13 protein-coding genes are annotated in these 15,189 nt (G+C 75.5%); 9 read left to right on the top strand and 4 right to left on the bottom strand.

Annotated features, from left to right (window positions below; translation table 11 throughout):
- Both GC722_RS18205 and GC722_RS06365 read left to right on the top strand, forming a co-directional pair.
- Window positions 1–279: NAD(P)H-dependent glycerol-3-phosphate dehydrogenase (locus GC722_RS18205; RefSeq protein ID WP_331714455.1), on the top strand; the 279-nt coding region annotated here is incomplete at its 5' end.
- Between the two features lie 53 nt (window positions 280–332).
- Window positions 333–1,448 carry a D-alanine--D-alanine ligase family protein gene (locus GC722_RS06365; RefSeq protein WP_156609144.1) on the top strand — a complete coding sequence of 372 codons (1,116 nt, stop codon included), beginning with the start codon at window positions 333–335 and terminating at the stop codon, window positions 1,446–1,448.
- Window positions 1,449–1,467: 19 nt separating this feature from the next.
- Here GC722_RS06365 and GC722_RS06370 read toward each other — a convergent pair whose 3' ends face one another.
- Window positions 1,468–1,965, bottom strand: coding sequence for a DUF3515 domain-containing protein (locus GC722_RS06370; protein ID WP_331714640.1), 498 nt, complete (start codon window positions 1,963–1,965; stop codon window positions 1,468–1,470).
- Window positions 1,944–2,180, bottom strand: a complete 237-nt coding sequence (locus GC722_RS06375; protein ID WP_156609148.1) for an Lrp/AsnC family transcriptional regulator — start codon at window positions 2,178–2,180, stop codon at window positions 1,944–1,946. Before GC722_RS06375 ends, GC722_RS06370 begins: the two co-directional genes overlap by 22 nt.
- Before the next feature lie 162 nt (window positions 2,181–2,342).
- Between GC722_RS06375 and GC722_RS06380 the strand changes: the two genes are divergently transcribed.
- The 3 genes from GC722_RS06380 to GC722_RS06390 are packed head-to-tail and all read left to right on the top strand — an operon-like array spanning window position 2,343 to window position 6,774.
- The gene (locus GC722_RS06380; protein WP_156609151.1) at window positions 2,343–3,296 is read left to right on the top strand and encodes a thiamine-phosphate kinase; all 954 of its coding nucleotides are present in this window, start codon (window positions 2,343–2,345) and stop codon (window positions 3,294–3,296) included.
- Entirely contained in the window at window positions 3,280–4,125 is an 846-nt protein-coding gene (gene thiD / locus GC722_RS06385; protein WP_156609153.1) for a bifunctional hydroxymethylpyrimidine kinase/phosphomethylpyrimidine kinase, read from the top strand. Before GC722_RS06380 ends, thiD begins: the two co-directional genes overlap by 17 nt.
- A gap of 51 nt (window positions 4,126–4,176) precedes the next feature.
- Window positions 4,177–6,774, top strand: a complete 2,598-nt coding sequence (locus GC722_RS06390; protein WP_156609155.1) for a DNA translocase FtsK — start codon at window positions 4,177–4,179, stop codon at window positions 6,772–6,774.
- Between the two features lie 43 nt (window positions 6,775–6,817).
- Here the strand turns inward: GC722_RS06390 and GC722_RS06395 are convergent, their stop codons facing one another.
- Window positions 6,818–7,297 carry a hypothetical protein gene (locus tag GC722_RS06395; RefSeq protein WP_156609158.1) on the bottom strand — a complete coding sequence of 160 codons (480 nt, stop codon included), beginning with the start codon at window positions 7,295–7,297 and terminating at the stop codon, window positions 6,818–6,820.
- Window positions 7,298–7,463: 166 nt separating this feature from the next.
- On the opposite strand from GC722_RS06395, the gene rimO reads away from it, so the two are divergent.
- The 4 genes from rimO (at window position 7,464) to GC722_RS06415 (ending at window position 10,475) form a co-directional block, all read left to right on the top strand.
- Window positions 7,464–8,969, top strand: a complete 1,506-nt coding sequence (rimO, locus tag GC722_RS06400; RefSeq protein ID WP_156609160.1) for a 30S ribosomal protein S12 methylthiotransferase RimO — start codon at window positions 7,464–7,466, stop codon at window positions 8,967–8,969.
- On the top strand, window positions 8,966–9,547 hold the full coding sequence (gene pgsA / locus GC722_RS06405; RefSeq protein ID WP_331714456.1) for a CDP-diacylglycerol--glycerol-3-phosphate 3-phosphatidyltransferase: 582 nt from the start codon (window positions 8,966–8,968) through the stop codon (window positions 9,545–9,547). Before rimO ends, pgsA begins: the two co-directional genes overlap by 4 nt.
- The gene (locus GC722_RS06410; RefSeq protein ID WP_156609161.1) at window positions 9,544–10,074 is read left to right on the top strand and encodes a CinA family protein; all 531 of its coding nucleotides are present in this window, start codon (window positions 9,544–9,546) and stop codon (window positions 10,072–10,074) included. The genes pgsA and GC722_RS06410 overlap by 4 nt, the downstream gene beginning before the upstream one ends.
- Window positions 10,075–10,184: 110 nt before the next feature.
- Window positions 10,185–10,475, top strand: coding sequence for a helix-turn-helix domain-containing protein (locus GC722_RS06415; RefSeq protein WP_156609163.1), 291 nt, complete (start codon window positions 10,185–10,187; stop codon window positions 10,473–10,475).
- 41 nt (window positions 10,476–10,516) lie between these two features.
- Here the strand turns inward: GC722_RS06415 and GC722_RS06420 are convergent, their stop codons facing one another.
- Window positions 10,517–15,115 carry an ATP-dependent helicase gene (locus tag GC722_RS06420; RefSeq protein WP_156609165.1) on the bottom strand — a complete coding sequence of 1,533 codons (4,599 nt, stop codon included), beginning with the start codon at window positions 15,113–15,115 and terminating at the stop codon, window positions 10,517–10,519.
- Window positions 15,116–15,189 lie beyond the last annotated feature (74 nt).

Here is a 15,189-nt window from a genome sequence, read left to right on the forward strand (position 1 = left end):
CTCGGCGACCTGGTCGCCACCTGCTCCTCGCCGCTGTCGCGCAACCGCACCTTCGGCGAGCACCTCGGCCGCGGGCTGGGCGTCGAGGAGGCCACCGCGGTCAGCAACGGCGTCGCCGAGGGGGTCAAGTCGTGCGAGTCCGTGGCCGACCTGGCGCGCTCCCACGGCGTCGACATGCCGATCGTCACCGGCGTCCAGCGGGTCGTCACCGGCCGCTGGACCCCGACGGAGGCGCTGCAGCAGCTGCTCTCGCGCGCCCCCAAGCCCGAGCGCGGCTGAGCGCCTAGGGTGTTCCGTGCCCGTTCCCCGGGCCCCCGACCGAGAGGTACCCCATGACTGACACCCGTCGCCCCAGCGTGGCCGTCGTGTTCGGCGGCGCCAGCAGCGAGCACGGCGTGTCCTGCCTCACCGCCGCGAGCGTGGTGCGCGCGCTGGACCGCTCCCGCTACGACGTGGTGGGCATCGGCATCACCCCGGACGGGCGCTGGCTGCGGGTGGAGGCCGACGACGTCGTCGCGCTGGCCACCGTCGACGGACAGCTGCCCAGCGTCCCCGAGGGCCACCCGACGGCGGTGCTGCTGCACGGCACCGGCGCGGTGCAGCTGGCCTCCCGCGACCTCGACACGCTGCTCGACCCGGTGCCGGTCGACGTCGCCTTCGCGCTGCTGCACGGCCCCTTCGGCGAGGACGGCACCATCCAGGGCATGTTCGAGATGCTCGGGCTGCGCTACGTCGGCTCGGGCGTGGCCGCCAGCGCGGTGTCGATGGACAAGCAGCTGATGAAGCAGGTGCTGGCCGCCAGCGGGCTGCCGGTCGGGCCCTACACCGCCTTCACCGCCGCCGAGTGGCGCGACGACCCCAGCGCCCGGCTCGACGCCGTGCTGTCCCTGGGGCTGCCGGTGTTCGTCAAGCCCGCCCGGGGCGGCTCCAGCATCGGCATCAGCCGCGTCGACGACCCCGACCACCTGGCGGCGGCCGTCGAGACCGCGCTGCGCCACGACGCCAGGTGCGTGGTCGAGAAGGGCCTGGTCGACGTCCGCGAGCTCGAGTGCGGGGTGCTGGAGGGCCCCGACGGCCTCGAGGTCACCGCCGCGGCGGAGATCCGCACCCGCACGGCGTCCGGGTTCTACGACTTCCAGGCCAAGTACCTGCCCGAGGCCGAGCAGGTCGAGCTGCTGGTGCCCGCGGAGGTGGACCCGGTGCTGGCCGAGCGCCTGCGCGACACGGCCGTGCGCACCTTCCGCGCGGTCGGGGCCGAGGGCCTGGCCCGGGTGGACACCTTCGTCACCGCCGACGGGCAGGTGGTGGTCAACGAGATCAACACCATGCCCGGCTTCACCGAGCACTCGATGTTCCCGATGGTCTGGGCGGCCAGCGGGGTGGCCTACCCCGAGCTGGTGGGCCGGCTGCTGGAGCACGCCCTGCAGCGCCCCCTCGGGCTGCGCTGACCGGCGGGTCGGGCGCCGCTCAGACGCAGGGCTGCAGCACCGGGTCGTGCTCGCGGACGAGCGGGGCCAGCTCCACCAGCACGTCCGCCTCGGGGGCGTAGCGGCTGGGGACCCCCACCTCGACGAAGGCCGTCCGGCCGATGGTGGTGAACAGGTAGCCGTCGGTGGCGGGTTCGGCGAACCAGCCCACGCCCTCGACCTCGAAGCACTGGCTGGTCGGCTCGAGCGCCGCCGGCTCCGCCACCCCGCAGCGCAGCGTGATCGGCGGGGTGCCCCAGGCGGCGGTGAGTTTGCCGGTGGCCGGGCCGGTGACGTCGCGGGCGGTCTGCCCGGCGACGGCGGCGGGCAGGTCGGCGACGAGCTGGGTGCAGACCTCGGCGGCCGCGCCCTGCGGCGCCGGCTGCTCCAGCGCGACCTCGGCCGTGCACCCGGTCAGCAGCCAGCCGGCCAGCGCGCCGGCGGCCAGGACCGCCGCGGGCCGGGCCCGACGCCCGCTCAGAGGTTCACCACCGGGCAGGTCACCGTGCGGGTGATCCCCGGCACCGTCTGCACCTGCGCCACGACCAGCCGGCCGAGGTCGTCGACCGTCGCGGCCTCGACCTCGACCACGACGTCGTAGGGGCCGGTGACGTCACGGGCCACCACCACGCCCTCCAGCCGGCGGATCTGCTCCGAGACCGCCGCCGACTGCCCGACCCCGGTCTGCACCAGCACGTAGGCCCGCACACTCATCGCTGCACCTGCTCCCGCCTCGCTCCGCCCGGCCGGTCCGGGATCGGTCGGTGGTGGAGGGACGCACCACCGGGGCACGTCGTCGTGGTGGTTCTCACGCTACCGTGTGCGGGTCCCGGCCTCCCGGGAACGACCACCCGCCGCCGCCCGGAAGGAGCCCTCATGACCGAGTCCGCCACGCTGGCCGGGCTGGGGGAGTTCGGCGCCGTCGGGCTGCTCACCCGCGGCCTGGTCGCCGGGGCCGGGGTGGAGCTGGGGCCGGGGGACGACGCGGCGGTGCTGCAGCCGGGCGGGGCCCGCGTGGTGGTCTCCACCGACACGATGGTCGAGGGCGTGCACTTCCGCCGGGACTGGGGCAACGGGCTGGAGACCGGGCGCAAGGCGGTGGCCGCGGCCGCCGCGGACCTGGAGGCGATGGGTGCCGAGCCGTGGGCGCTGGTGGTCTCGCTGACCGCGCCGGGCGACCTGCCGGTGACCTGGCTGCGGTTCTTCCACCAGGGCGTGCTGTCGGAGTGCGAGCTGGCGGGGCTGCAGCTGGTGGGCGGCGACACCACCCGCGGCCGCGACGTCACCCTGGGCATGACGGTCCTCGGCCGCCTCGACGGCGAGCCGGTGACCCGCGCCGGGGCCCGCCCCGGCGACGTGGTGGCGGTCCGCGGCCGGCTCGGCTGGGCGGCCGCCGGGCTGGCGGTGCTGACCCGCGGCTTCCGCTCGCCCCGCGCCGCGGTGGCCGCCCAGCTGGTGCCGGAGGTGCCGTGGGGGGCGGGCGGCGAGGCCCGCCGGGCCGGCGCCAGCGCCATGATCGACGTCTCCGACGGTCTGCTGGCCGACCTCGGCCACGTCGCCCGCGCCTCCGGGGTGTCGGTCGACGTGGAGGCCGCCCGGCTCGAGGTGCCCGAGGTGCTGCGGACGGTGGCGCAGGCCACCGGCAAGGACGCGCTCGGGTTCGTGCTGACCGGCGGGGAGGACCACGCGCTCGCCGCCTGCTTCCCCGCCGCCGGCGTGCCGGACGGGTGGAGCGTCGTCGGCCGGGTGGTCGAGGCCGGCGACGAGCCGGCGGTCACCGTGGACGGCCGCCGCTGGGAAGGAGCGCAGGGACATGACCACTTCGCCTGAGCCCGGCGGACCGGTGGCGCTGCCCACCGCCCGCGTCCTCACCGTGGCCGGTTCGGACTCCGGCGGGGGAGCGGGGATCCAGGCCGACCTGAAGACGATGCTCGCCCACGGGGTGCACGGGATGAGCGTGCTCACCGCCGTCACAGCGCAGAACTCCCTCGGCGTGCAGGACTGGTGGCCGCTGAGCCGCGAGGCGGTCACCGCCCAGTTCCGCAGCGTCGTCGACGACATCGGCGTGGACGCGGTCAAGACCGGCATGCTGGGCACCGCCGAGCTGATCGAGACCGTGGCCGGGCTGCTCGACACCCTGCCCGAGGGGGTCCCGGTGGTGGTCGACCCGGTCTGCGCCTCCAAGCACGGCGACCCGCTGCTGACCGAGGACGCGCTGGCCGCGCTCCGCGACGTGCTGCTGCCCCGGGCCACCGTGGTGACGCCCAACCTCGGCGAGGCCGCCCTGCTCAGCGGGCTGGGCACCGGCACGGCCCCGGCCGCGCTCGCCGCCGCCCTGGTGGCCGCCGGACCGGACTGGGTGCTGGTCAAGGGCGGCCACAGCGAGGGCCCGCCGACCGACGTGCTGCTCTCGGCCGCCGACGGCTCCCAGCCGGTCAGCTTCACCGCCGAGCGGGCCGACAACACCCACACCCACGGCACCGGCTGCACCCTCGCCTCGGCCATCGCCAGCCGGCTCGCGCTCGGCCACGACATGGTGGCCGCGGTGGCCGCGGCCAAGGAGTACGTCACCGGGGGAGTGCGCACCGGGTTCCCGCTGGGGGAGGGGATCGGACCGGTCGACCACCTGTGGCAGCTGCGCCCCCACCTGGGCCGATGACCCGGCGTGTGCGCCCGGACGCCGGTCGCAGCATGGCGTAGCCTCCCTGGCATGGCGACCCGCGCGTCTTCCCCACCGCGGTCGAAGAGCTCCGGATCGGGCACGGCCCGTTCCGGTTCCAGCTCCAGCCGTCCGCGGTCGTCCGGAAGCAAGACCAGCTCTCCCCGCAGCACCAGCGCACGCGGCACCGGTTCCCGCAGCAGCAAGCCGGCCTCCCGCCGGCCCGCCGGCGGCGGCCGGAGCAGCCGGAACGCGCCCCCGCGCCGGTCGCTGGCGGCGGTGCTCGGCTCCGGCGTCGTCTCGCTCTTCGCCGGGCTGGCCCACGGCGTGGGCGGCGCGGCGCGCAGCTTCGGCCCCCGCGACGAGGAGCTCGACCCGGCGCTGCGCCGCGACGGCGCCGGGCTGCTGCTGCTGGCCGCGGCCGTCGTGCTCGCCGCGGAGTTCTGGTTCGGGCTGCCGCAGCCGGTGGGGCGCTGGGTGCACGTGGGCGTGAGCTCGGTGATCGGGACGCTGTCCTTCGCCGCCCCGCTCTTCCTGGCCGGGATGGCCTGGCGGACGCTGCGCCACCCCGACCGCAACGGCCCGGCCGGGCGCCAGGTCGTCGGCTGGATGTCGCTCTCGCTCGGCCTGCTCGGGCTGGTCAACATCTCCGCCGGCAGCCCCGAGCCCTCGGACCCGCTGCGGCTGCGGGACGCGGGCGGGGTGCTCGGCTTCATCTCCTCCAGCCTGCTGTCGGAGCTGCTCACCGTCTGGGTGGCGGTGCCGCTGCTGGTGCTGCTGACCCTGTTCGGGCTGGTCGTCGTGGTCGGCGTCCCGCTGCACGAGGTCCCGTCCCGGTTCCGGGCGCTGCGCCAGGCCACCGCCCGGCCCCAGCTCGAGCGTCGTCCCGACGACATCGAGTACGGCGTGGACGAGGCCTACGACACCCCGCTGGTGGAGGACGAGCCGCCGCGCCGGCGCGGCCGCCGGGGCCGGGCCGCGGCCGGCGAGCCGACGGTGCTCCCCGAGCCGGTGGAGGCCTTCCCCGCGGCCGAGCTGGAGCCGGTGCCCGACCCGGCGGAGGAGGAGCGCGGCCGGCGCACCACCGCCGGACTGCCCGTTGCCGGCGAGCCGGCCGAGACGGTGCTCGAGCCGCCGAACCACAGCCCGATCCCGCAGCGGGTGGAGCAGCTGACCCTCTCCGGCGACGTGCAGTACCTGCTGCCCGACGCCTCCACCCTCAAGGCCGGCTCGGTGCCCAAGGCGCGCAGCGAGGCCTCCGACGCGGTGGTCGGCCAGCTGACCCAGGTGATGCAGGAGTTCGGCATCGACGCCACGGTCACCGGCTACACCCGGGGCCCCACCGTGACCCGCTACGAGGTCGAGCTCGGCCCCGCGGTCAAGGTGGAGAAGGTGACCGCGCTGAGCAAGAACATCGCCTACGCGGTGGCCAGCGCCGACGTGCGGATCCTGTCCCCGATCCCGGGCAAGTCCGCCATCGGCATCGAGATCCCCAACGTCGACAAGGAGATCGTCTCCCTCGGCGACGTGCTGCGTTCGTCGCGGGCCCGCAACGACCACCACCCGATGACGGTGGGGCTGGGCAAGGACGTCGAGGGCGGCTTCGTGGTGGCCAACCTGGCCAAGATGCCGCACCTGCTGGTGGCCGGCGCCACCGGCTCGGGCAAGTCCTCGTTCATCAACTCGATGATCACCTCGGTGATGATGCGGGCGACCCCCGACGAGGTCCGGATGCTGCTGGTCGACCCCAAGCGGGTCGAGCTCACCGCCTACGAGGGCATCCCGCACCTGGTCACGCCGATCATCACCAACCCGAAGAAGGCCGCCGAGGCGCTGCAGTGGGTCGTGCGTGAGATGGACATGCGCTACGACGACCTGGCCGCCTTCGGGTTCCGCCACGTCGACGACTTCAACAAGGCGGTCCGGGCCAACCAGGTGACGCTGCCCGAGGGCTCGGAGCGGGTGCTGGCGCCCTACCCGTACCTGCTGGTCATCGTCGACGAGCTCGCCGACCTGATGATGGTCGCCCCGCGCGACGTCGAGGACTCGATCGTGCGGATCACCCAGCTCGCGCGGGCGGCCGGCATCCACCTGGTGCTGGCCACGCAGCGGCCCAGCACCGACGTGGTGACCGGTCTGATCAAGGCCAACGTGCCCAGCCGGCTCGCCTTCGCCACCTCCTCGATGACCGACTCCCGGGTCATCCTCGACCAGCCGGGCGCGGAGAAGCTGGTGGGTCAGGGCGACGGGCTGTTCCTGCCGATGGGGGCGGGCAAGGCGATCCGCGTGCAGGGCGCGTGGGTGGCCGAGAGCGAGGTGCGGGCGGTGGTGAAGCACGTCACCGAGCAGCTCTCGCCCACCTACCGCGACGACGTCGCGGCGCCGGCGGAGTCGAAGAAGGTCGTCGAGGACATCGGCGACGACATGGAGCTGGTGCTGGAGGCCGCCAAGCTGGTGGTGCAGCTCGACCTGGGCTCGACGTCCATGCTGCAGCGCAAGCTGCGGGTGGGCTTCGCCAAGGCCGGCCGGCTGATGGACATCCTGGAGACCCGCGGCATCGTGGGCCCGTCGGAGGGCTCCAAGCCGCGCGAGGTGCTGGTCAAGCCCGACGAGCTCGACGACGTGCTGGAGAACCTGCAGAACGGCTGAGACGGCCGGGCCCACCCGCACCGGGTGGGCCCGGACCGGCGGCTCAGCCGGGGGTGATCTCGTTGCCGCAGGTGCTGATCGCCTCCGACAGCGCCGTCAGGTCGTCGGCGTCGGCGGAGGCCAGCTCGCCGTCGGCGAAGGCCTGCAGCGAGTCCGCGGAGGCCGAGTCGTAGATCTTGTCGACCGCGCAGCTGCTCAGCTGGTCCAGCACCGCCTTGCTGAGCTCGCCCATCCCGGGGGCGAACTCGCCGATGGCGGCCGTCAGCCCCGCCGCCACCTCCTCGCGGCTGGGCTTGTCCCCGCCCTGCTCCTCGCTGCTGCTGGTCTCCCCGCCGGCGCTGGGGCTCTCGCCCGCGCTGGGGCTCCCGCTCGCGCTGGGGGCCTGCTCGCTGGCCGCCGGCGCGTCGGGCGAGGCGGTCTCCTCCGAGCTGCCCCCGCAGCCGGAGAGGGTCAGGCCGAGCCCGAGGACGAGCGCGGCGAGGCCCCCGGTGAGGCGGCGGGAGGACGTGGGGACGATGGGCATGGATCTCCTCGGGGAGGTTCGTGGACGTCGGCGGACGGCGCTGTCCCGACCGGGCCACCAGGCCCGGGTCGCCGCCCACCCTAGAGGTCGGGGGGTCCGCCACCCCGGCGCCGAGGGGCCGTCGATGCGGTGCCGGGCACCGGCCCGGGACATACTGGACGACGACATGACGACCCGCACCGAGCCCGAGCGCCCCCCGACGCAGCCGACCCAGCCGACCACCGTCCACCTGGTGTCCCTGGGCTGCGCCCGCAACGACGTCGACTCCGAGGAGCTCGCGGCCCGGCTCGAGGCCGGCGGCTTCCGGCTGGTGGACGACCCGGAGCAGGCCGAGGCGGTGATGGTCAACACCTGCGGGTTCGTCGAGTCGGCCAAGAAGGACTCCGTCGACACCCTGCTGGCCGCTGCCGACCTCAAGGAGTCCGGGCAGGCCCGGGCCGTGGTGGCGGTGGGCTGCCTGGCCGAGCGCTACGGCCGCGACCTGGCCGAGTCGCTGCCCGAGGCCGACGCCGTGCTCGGCTTCGACGACTACGCCGACGTGGCGGCCCGGCTGCAGGACGTGCTGGCCGGTGGCCGCCACGTCGCCCACGCGCCGCGGGACCGCCGCCGGCTGCTGCCCATCACCCCGGTGCAGCGCCAGGAGGCGGCCGCCTCCGTCGCGCTGCCGGGCCACGGCGCCGCACCCGACCTGCCGGCGGGGGTCGCGCCGGCCAGCGGGCCGCGGGCGCTCCGCCGCCGGCTCGGCTCCGGCCCGATGGCCCCGCTCAAGATCGCCTCCGGGTGCGACCGCCGGTGCACCTTCTGCGCCATCCCCGCCTTCCGCGGCGCCTACGTGTCCCGCCCGCCGGCCGACGTGCTCGCCGAGGCCCGCTGGCTGGCCGGGCAGGGGGTGCGCGAGCTCTTCCTGGTGAGCGAGAACTCCAGCTCCTACGGCAAGGACCTCGGCGACATCCGCCTGATGGAGGGCCTGCTGGGCGAGCTGGCCGCGGTCGACGGCATCGACTGGGTGCGGGTGTCCTACCTGCAGCCGGCGGAGACCCGGGCCTCGCTGGTCGCGGCGATGACCTCGGTCGAGGGCGTCGTGCCCTACTTCGACCTGTCCTTCCAGCACGCGGCTCCCGCGGTGCTGCGGCGGATGCGACGCTTCGGCGACCCGGACTCCTTCCTGGGGCTCGTCGAGTCGGTGCGCGAGCGCGCCCCGCACGCCGGGATCCGGTCCAACGTCATCGTCGGTTTCCCCGGCGAGACCGAGCAGGACCTGCAGACGCTGCTCGACTTCCTCACCGCCGCCCGGCTGGACGCGGTGGGCGTCTTCCCCTACTCCGACGAGGACGGCACCGCGGCGACCGGCCTGGACGGGCACCTGCCCGAGGAGGTCGTGGAGGAGCGGCGCGCGGCCGCGGTGGACCTGGTGACCGAGCTGATGGACCAGCGGGCCGAGGACCGGATCGGCGAGCGGGTGCAGGTGCTGGTGGAGAGCGACGACACCGACGACCCCGACGAACCGGCCTGGACCGGCCGCAGCGCCCACCAGGGGCCCGAGGTGGACGGCGTCACCCGGCTGGTCGAACGCGACGGGCGTCCGCCCGCCGGTGTCGGCGTGGGCGACCTGGTCACGGCGGTGGTCCGGGCCAACGAGGGGCCCGACCTGCTGGCCGAGGTGGTGCGGTGACCGCCGCCCGCGAGGGCGCGACGGCGTCCAACGTCAACGTGCCCAACGCGCTGACGGTGCTGCGGGTGCTGATGGTGCCGGTGTTCGCCTGGGTACTTCTGGCCCACCCCCACGAGGCGGGCTGGCGCGTCGGGGCGGCGGCGCTGTTCGTGGTGGCCATCCTGACCGACAGCCTGGACGGCCACCTGGCGCGCAAGCACGACCTGATCACGAGCTTCGGCAAGCTGGCCGACCCGATCGCCGACAAGGCGCTGACCGGGATGGCCTTCATCGGGCTGAGCATCATCGGCGAGCTGTGGTGGTGGGTCACCGTCGTGATCCTGGTCCGTGAGTGGGGCATCACCGTGATGCGGTTCGTGGTGCTGCGCTACGGCGTGATGGCCGCCGGCCGGGGCGGGAAGCTGAAGACGGTGCTGCAGGCGGTGGCCCTGGTGCTCTACCTGCTGCCGCTGAGCGGGGTGCTCGACGTGGTCGCCACGGTGGCCATGGCCGCCGCCTTCGTGGTGACCGTGGTGACCGGGCTGGACTACGTCCGCGACGCCGTCCGGCTGCGGCGCGACGGCCGCCGCCCGGCATGAGCCGCCCGGTGGCCGCCGAGCTGGTGGCCGAGCTGACCGGACGGGGGCTCACGCTGGCCACCGCCGAGTCGCTGACCGCGGGGCTGGTGGCTGCCACCGTCGCGGAGGTGCCCGGGGCCTCGGCGGTGCTGCGGGGCGGGGTGGTGGCCTACGCGGGCGAGCTCAAGGCCGAGCTGCTCGGGGTGCCGGTCGACGTGCTGGCCCGTCACGGCGCCGTCTCGCAGCAGACGGCGGCCGCGCTGGCCGCCGGCGCCCGTCAGCGGCTGCGGGCCGACCTGGGGCTGGGGACCACGGGGGTGGCCGGGCCGGACCCGGCCGAGGGGCACCCGCCGGGGCACGTCTGGATCGCGGTGGCCACCGCGGACCGGGTGGAGACCAGGCTGCTGGACCTGCCGGGCGGACGCCAGGAGGTGCGCGCGGCCACCGTGGTCGAGGTGTGCCGGCTGGCGCTGCAGGTGCTCGCCGCACCCGCCGACGGCGCGGCCCCGACCGGGACCGGGGAACACACCCCGTCCGCCGGCGGTTGAGGAGGAGGACCCGTCGGCGACGCCGGGCGGCGCGAGGCGTCCGGTCCGCGGGTCCCGTGAGAGTGGTGGGACCCAGTGGGTACAGTCTGAGCATGGTGAGGGAGGCAGCGATGAAGCCGGTTCTGTTGCGTGAGCTGATGGGCGAGTCCCTCCGCGAGCAGCGGGTGGCCCAGGGTCGGACGCTGCGCGAGGTCTCCCAGCGGGCACGGGTCAGCCTCGGCTACCTGTCGGAGGTCGAGCGCGGTCAGAAGGAGGCCTCCAGCGAGCTGCTGGCCGCCATCTGCGACGCGCTCGGCACCCCCATGTCCGAAGTGCTGTCCACGGTCAGCAACAAGATGGCGCTGCAGGAGAAGGTCACCATCCTGCCGGTCCGCCAGATCCGCACCACCGTCGCCGCCTGAGCCGGGCCGGCCCCGAGCCGGCTCAGCCCTCGGGCCGCAGCTCAGCGCCGCAGCCGCAGCCCCTGCGGGGTCATCGTGAACCCCGCCTGCTCCAGCGCCCCCTTCACCGCGGGCGCCTCGAACACGTGCACCGAGTCCGAGCGCTCGATGGTGACCCGTCCCAGCCAGCCCGACCTCACCGCCTCGGCCAGCGCCGCCGTCGCCGCGGCCAGGTCGTCGGCGTCGGCGGTGAAGGTGAGCAGCGAGCGGCCGCCGCGCTCGACGTAGAGCAGCAGGTGCCCGTGCCGCAGCACCACCAGCGCGCCGGGCTTGCGGCCCGGACGGTGGCCGCTGCGCTCGGGCCAGGGCAGCGCCGCGCCGAAGGGGTTGGCCGGGTCGCAGGCCGCCAGCACCGTGGCCGGCTCCGGCTGCTCGGGCCGGGCTGGCGGTGAGTCGTCCTCGCTGTGGCTGCGCAGCCGGTCCACGGCGCCGGACAGGGCGAACTGGGCGGCGCCGAGACCCTCGACGAAGTAGCCGCGGCGGCACTGGCCGGCCTCCTCCAGCTGGCTCAGCCCCCGGTACACCGGCCCGAAGCCGCCGTCGGTGCGCTCGGTCAGCACGCTGCCGCGGGTGAGCACCCCGTAGCGGTCCAGCATCAGCAGCAGGTCGGTGCTGAACCGGCGCGGGTCCGCCTCGGCCCGGGGGACCAGCGACCAGCGCCCCGCCGTGGTCGCCGAGTCCAGACCGGGCAGCGCCCCGGGACGCCGGGGCCGGCTGGCCTGCAGCCGGCTGGGACGGCGCGCGGCGGGCGTGCGCGGACGCCGCAGGGCGCCGCCGGTGCTCGCGGCGCGCATCGCGGCGAAGCTGTCGGAGGTCACCAGTCCCGCCCACACCAGCTCCCAGAGCGCGATGCTGGTGTCGCGGCGGGAGCGGTCCGGCAGCACGAGGTCCTCGAACCGCCAGGCGCCGCCCAGCGCCAGCCGCTCCAGCACCTGCCGGGCGTCGTCGGAGGGCGGGGAACCGGGCGGCGGGGCGAGCTCGAGCTCGGCCGGCCACAGGGTCACCCAGCCGTCGCCGGAGCCGTCGGCGGCCGAGCCGATCCGCGCCGTGCCGGCCCAGCACACCTCGCCCGCGGCGAGCAGCTCGTCGAGGTGGCGCGGCTGGTAGTCCGCGACCCGCGAGGGCAGCACGACCGCCTCCAGCATGCTCGCGGGCAGCGGGTAGCCGGCCAGCGACTCGACGGCCGCCATGGTGCCGTCGGTGCCGCGGGTGCGGGACCGCTGCGTCGCCGAGACGCCCTGCCAGTCGGCCAGGAAGCGGGTGTAGGTGGGCTGGTCGACCGGCTCCACCTCACGGCGCAGCCGGGCCAGCGTCCGGCGCTTGATCAGCGCCAGCACGCGGCCGTGGCAGAACTCGTCGCGGCCGGGCCCGGTGAAGGCGCCCGAGGTGAGGGTGCCGTCGCGGACCAGGGTGCGCAGCGCCGAGCCCACCACCGCCACCCCGAGGCCCAGCCGGTCGGCCACCGCGCCCGCCGTGAAGGGACCGTGGGTCCGGGCGTGGCGCAGCACCAGGTCGTGCAGCGGATCGGCGTCGGAGTCCGGTGGCGGGGCGGCGTAGCCGGGGGGCACCGGGACACCGAGGGCGTCCTGCAGCCGGGTGAGGTCCTCGGTGACGGCCCACCGGTCCTCACCCGCGACCCGCACCGGCGCCACCCGCCGGGCCGCCGCGAGCTCGGCCAGGGCGGCATCCACGTCGATCTCGCTGCTGCGGCTCACCAGCTCGGCGGTGGAGAAGGGGCCGGCGGTGCGGACCAGGTCGAAGAGCTGCTCGGTGGTGGTCGCGCGCCGCTCGGGCAGCAGCGCCTGCAGGCCGGCCTCGACCTCGGCGATCACCTCCTCGTCCAGCAGGGTGGCCAGACCGTCGGTGCCCAGCAGCTCCGACAGCAGGCTGGCGTCCAGGGACAGGGCGGCCGCCCGGCGCTCGGCGAGCGGCACGTCCCCCTCGTAGACGAAGGCCCCCATGTAGCCGAACAGCAGCGACGTGGCGAAGGGCGAGGCCTGCGCCGTCTCGACCTCGACCACCTGCACCCGCTGGGCGTCGATGCCCTGCAGCAGCTCCCGCAGCCCGGGCAGGTCGTAGACGTCGTTCAGGCACTCGCGGATGGTCTCGAGCACGATCGGGAAGTCGGGGAAGCGCGCGGCGACCTGCAGCAGCTGGCTGGAGCGCATCCGCTGCTGCCACAGCGGCGAGCGGGAGCGGGGGTCGCGGCGGGGGAGCAGCAGGGCGCGGGCGGCGCACTCGCGGAAGCGGGAGGCGAACAGGGCCGAGGAGGTGACCTCCTCGGTGACGATCCGGACCAGCTCCTCGGCGTCCACCCGCAGCAGCTCGGCGCCCGGCGGGTCGGCGTCGGTGTCGGGGACGCGCAGCACGATGCCGTCGTTGGTGGCGGTGGCCGAGACCTCGGTGCCGTACCGCTCCCGCGCCCGCTGCTCGATCACCAGCGCCCAGGGCGCCAGCACCGAGCTGCCCAGCGGGGAGTGGATGCAGACCCGCCAGTCGCCGAGCTCGTCGCGGAACCGCTCGACCACCACCGCGGTGTCCGAGGGCAGCACGGTCGTGGCCGACCGCTGCTCGGCCAGGTAGCCGACCAGGTTGTCCACCGCCCACTCGTCCAGCCCGGTGCCGGCCAGCCGCTGCCGCGCCCGCTCCGGGGGCAGCGAGGCCACCTCGCGGACGAAGCTCCCCAGCGCCCGCCCCAGCTCGGCCGGACGGCCGGGTGCGTCGCCCTTCCAGAACGGCAGCCGTCCCGGCACGCCCGGGGCGGGGGAGACCTGCACCTGGTCGTGGGTGATCTGCTCCACCCGCCAGGAGGTGGTGCCCAGGGTGAACACGTCACCCACCCGGGTCTCGTACACCATCTCCTCGTCCAGCTCACCGACCCGGCGGCCCGGGGTGCCGGGCTCGGCCCCGACGAGGAAGACCCCGAACAGCCCGCGGTCGGGGATCGTGCCGCCGGAGGTGACGGCCAGGCGCTGCGCCCCCGGCCGGGCCGAGAGCTGCCCGGTGTCGCGGTTCCAGATGATGCGGGGCCGCAGCTCGGCGAAGTCCTCCGAGGGGTAGCGCCCGCTCAGCATGTCGAGCGTGGCGTCGAAGGCGGAGCGGGGGAGGTCGGTGAACCCGGCGGCCCGGCGGACCAGGGCGTAGAGGGCGTCGGCGTCCACGTCGTCGGTGGCGGTGATGGCGACGACCTGCTGGGCCAGCACGTCGAGGGGGTTGCGCAGGTCGGCGACCTCCTCGATGGCGCCGGCCCGCATCCGCTCGACCACCACCGCCGACTCGACCAGGTCGCCGCGGTGGTTGGGGAAGAAGACGCCGCGGGAGGTGGCCCCCACCTGGTGCCCTGCCCGGCCGACCCGCTGCAGCCCGCTGGCCACCGAGGGCGGGGACTCCACCTGCACGACCACGTCGACCGCGCCCATGTCGATGCCCAGCTCCAGCGAGGAGGTGGCCACCACGCAGGGCAGCTGCCCGCTCTTGAGGGCCTGCTCGATGTCGGCGCGCTGCTCCTTGCTGACCGAGCCGTGGTGGGCCCGGGCCACCACCGGCGGGGCACCCTGGGCGGCGCCGGACTGGGCCATCACCTGGGCCGGCGGGGTGAGGTCGTCGGAGACCTCGACGCCGAGGTCGGCGGCGTGCAGCTCGTTGAGGTGGGCGGTCAGCCGCTCGGCCACCCGCCGGGAGTTGGCGAAGACGATCGTGGAGCGGTGCGAGGTGACCACGTCGAGGATCCGCCGCTCCACGTGCGGCCAGATCGAGGGCCGCTCCCGCACCGCCAGCGGGTCGTCGGGGTCCACCGCGGGAGAGCCGCCCAGGTCGGACATGTCCTCGATCGGCACCGCCACGGTGAGCTCCCAGCGCTTCTCCGCCGGCGGGTCGACCACCTGCACCGGGTGCGCGCCGCCGAGGTAGGCCGCGACCCGCTCGGCGGGGCGGACGGTCGCCGACAGCCCGATGCGCTGGAAGGCCGGGTGGTCGTGGTCGCGGACCCACTGCTCGAGCCGCTCCAGGGTCAGGGCGAGGTGGGCTCCGCGCTTGGTGCCGGCGAGGGCGTGCACCTCGTCCACGATCACCGTGTCGACCTCGGACAGCACCTCCCGGGCCTGGGAGGTGAGCATCAGGAACAGCGACTCCGGCGTGGTGATCAGCACGTCGGGCGGGGAGGTGGTGAGCCGGCGTCGCTGCGAGGCGGGCGTGTCCCCGGACCGGACGCCCACCGAGATCTCGGGCGCGGTGAGCCCCAGCCGCTCGGCGGTGCGGGAGATGCCCCGCAGCGGTGCCCGCAGGTTGCGCTCGACGTCGACGGCCAGCGCCTTGAGCGGCGACACGTAGAGGGTGTGGACACCCGTGCGCCCCGCGTCGGCGGGCCGCCGGCTCAGCCGGTCCAGGGCCGCCAGGAAGGCCGCCAGCGTCTTGCCCGAGCCGGTCGGGGCCACCACCAGGGCGTTCTGCCCCGCGGTGATGGCCTCCCAGGCCCCGGCCTGGGCCGCCGTCGGCTCGGCGAAGGAGTCGAGGAACCAGCGGCGGGTGGCCTCGCCGAAGGCCGCCAGCCCCCGGGCGTCACCGGCGGCGGTGCGCGGGCGGGGAGCGGTCCGGGTCGGCATGGCTCCATCCTGCCGCGCACCTCCGACAGTTCCACGCCCCGGGCGCCGGAGGACCGGCGCCGACGACCGCCGGC

The organism is Auraticoccus cholistanensis, assembly GCF_009742705.1.
In the GTDB taxonomy this organism is placed as follows: domain Bacteria; phylum Actinomycetota; class Actinomycetes; order Propionibacteriales; family Propionibacteriaceae; genus Auraticoccus; species Auraticoccus cholistanensis.

Coding starts and splice junctions, on each gene's coding strand:
- GC722_RS06420 (WP_156609165.1), bottom strand. CDS start 15,115: ATGCCGACCCGGACCGCTCCCCGCCCGCGCACCGCCGCCGGTGACGCC.
- GC722_RS06380 (WP_156609151.1), top strand. CDS start 2,343: ATGACCGAGTCCGCCACGCTGGCCGGGCTGGGGGAGTTCGGCGCCGTC.
- thiD (WP_156609153.1), top strand. CDS start 3,280: ATGACCACTTCGCCTGAGCCCGGCGGACCGGTGGCGCTGCCCACCGCC.
- GC722_RS06395 (WP_156609158.1), bottom strand. CDS start 7,297: ATGCCCATCGTCCCCACGTCCTCCCGCCGCCTCACCGGGGGCCTCGCC.
- GC722_RS06410 (WP_156609161.1), top strand. CDS start 9,544: ATGAGCCGCCCGGTGGCCGCCGAGCTGGTGGCCGAGCTGACCGGACGG.
- rimO (WP_156609160.1), top strand. CDS start 7,464: ATGACGACCCGCACCGAGCCCGAGCGCCCCCCGACGCAGCCGACCCAG.
- GC722_RS06375 (WP_156609148.1), bottom strand. CDS start 2,180: ATGAGTGTGCGGGCCTACGTGCTGGTGCAGACCGGGGTCGGGCAGTCG.
- GC722_RS06390 (WP_156609155.1), top strand. CDS start 4,177: ATGGCGACCCGCGCGTCTTCCCCACCGCGGTCGAAGAGCTCCGGATCG.
- GC722_RS06415 (WP_156609163.1), top strand. CDS start 10,185: ATGAAGCCGGTTCTGTTGCGTGAGCTGATGGGCGAGTCCCTCCGCGAG.
- GC722_RS06365 (WP_156609144.1), top strand. CDS start 333: ATGACTGACACCCGTCGCCCCAGCGTGGCCGTCGTGTTCGGCGGCGCC.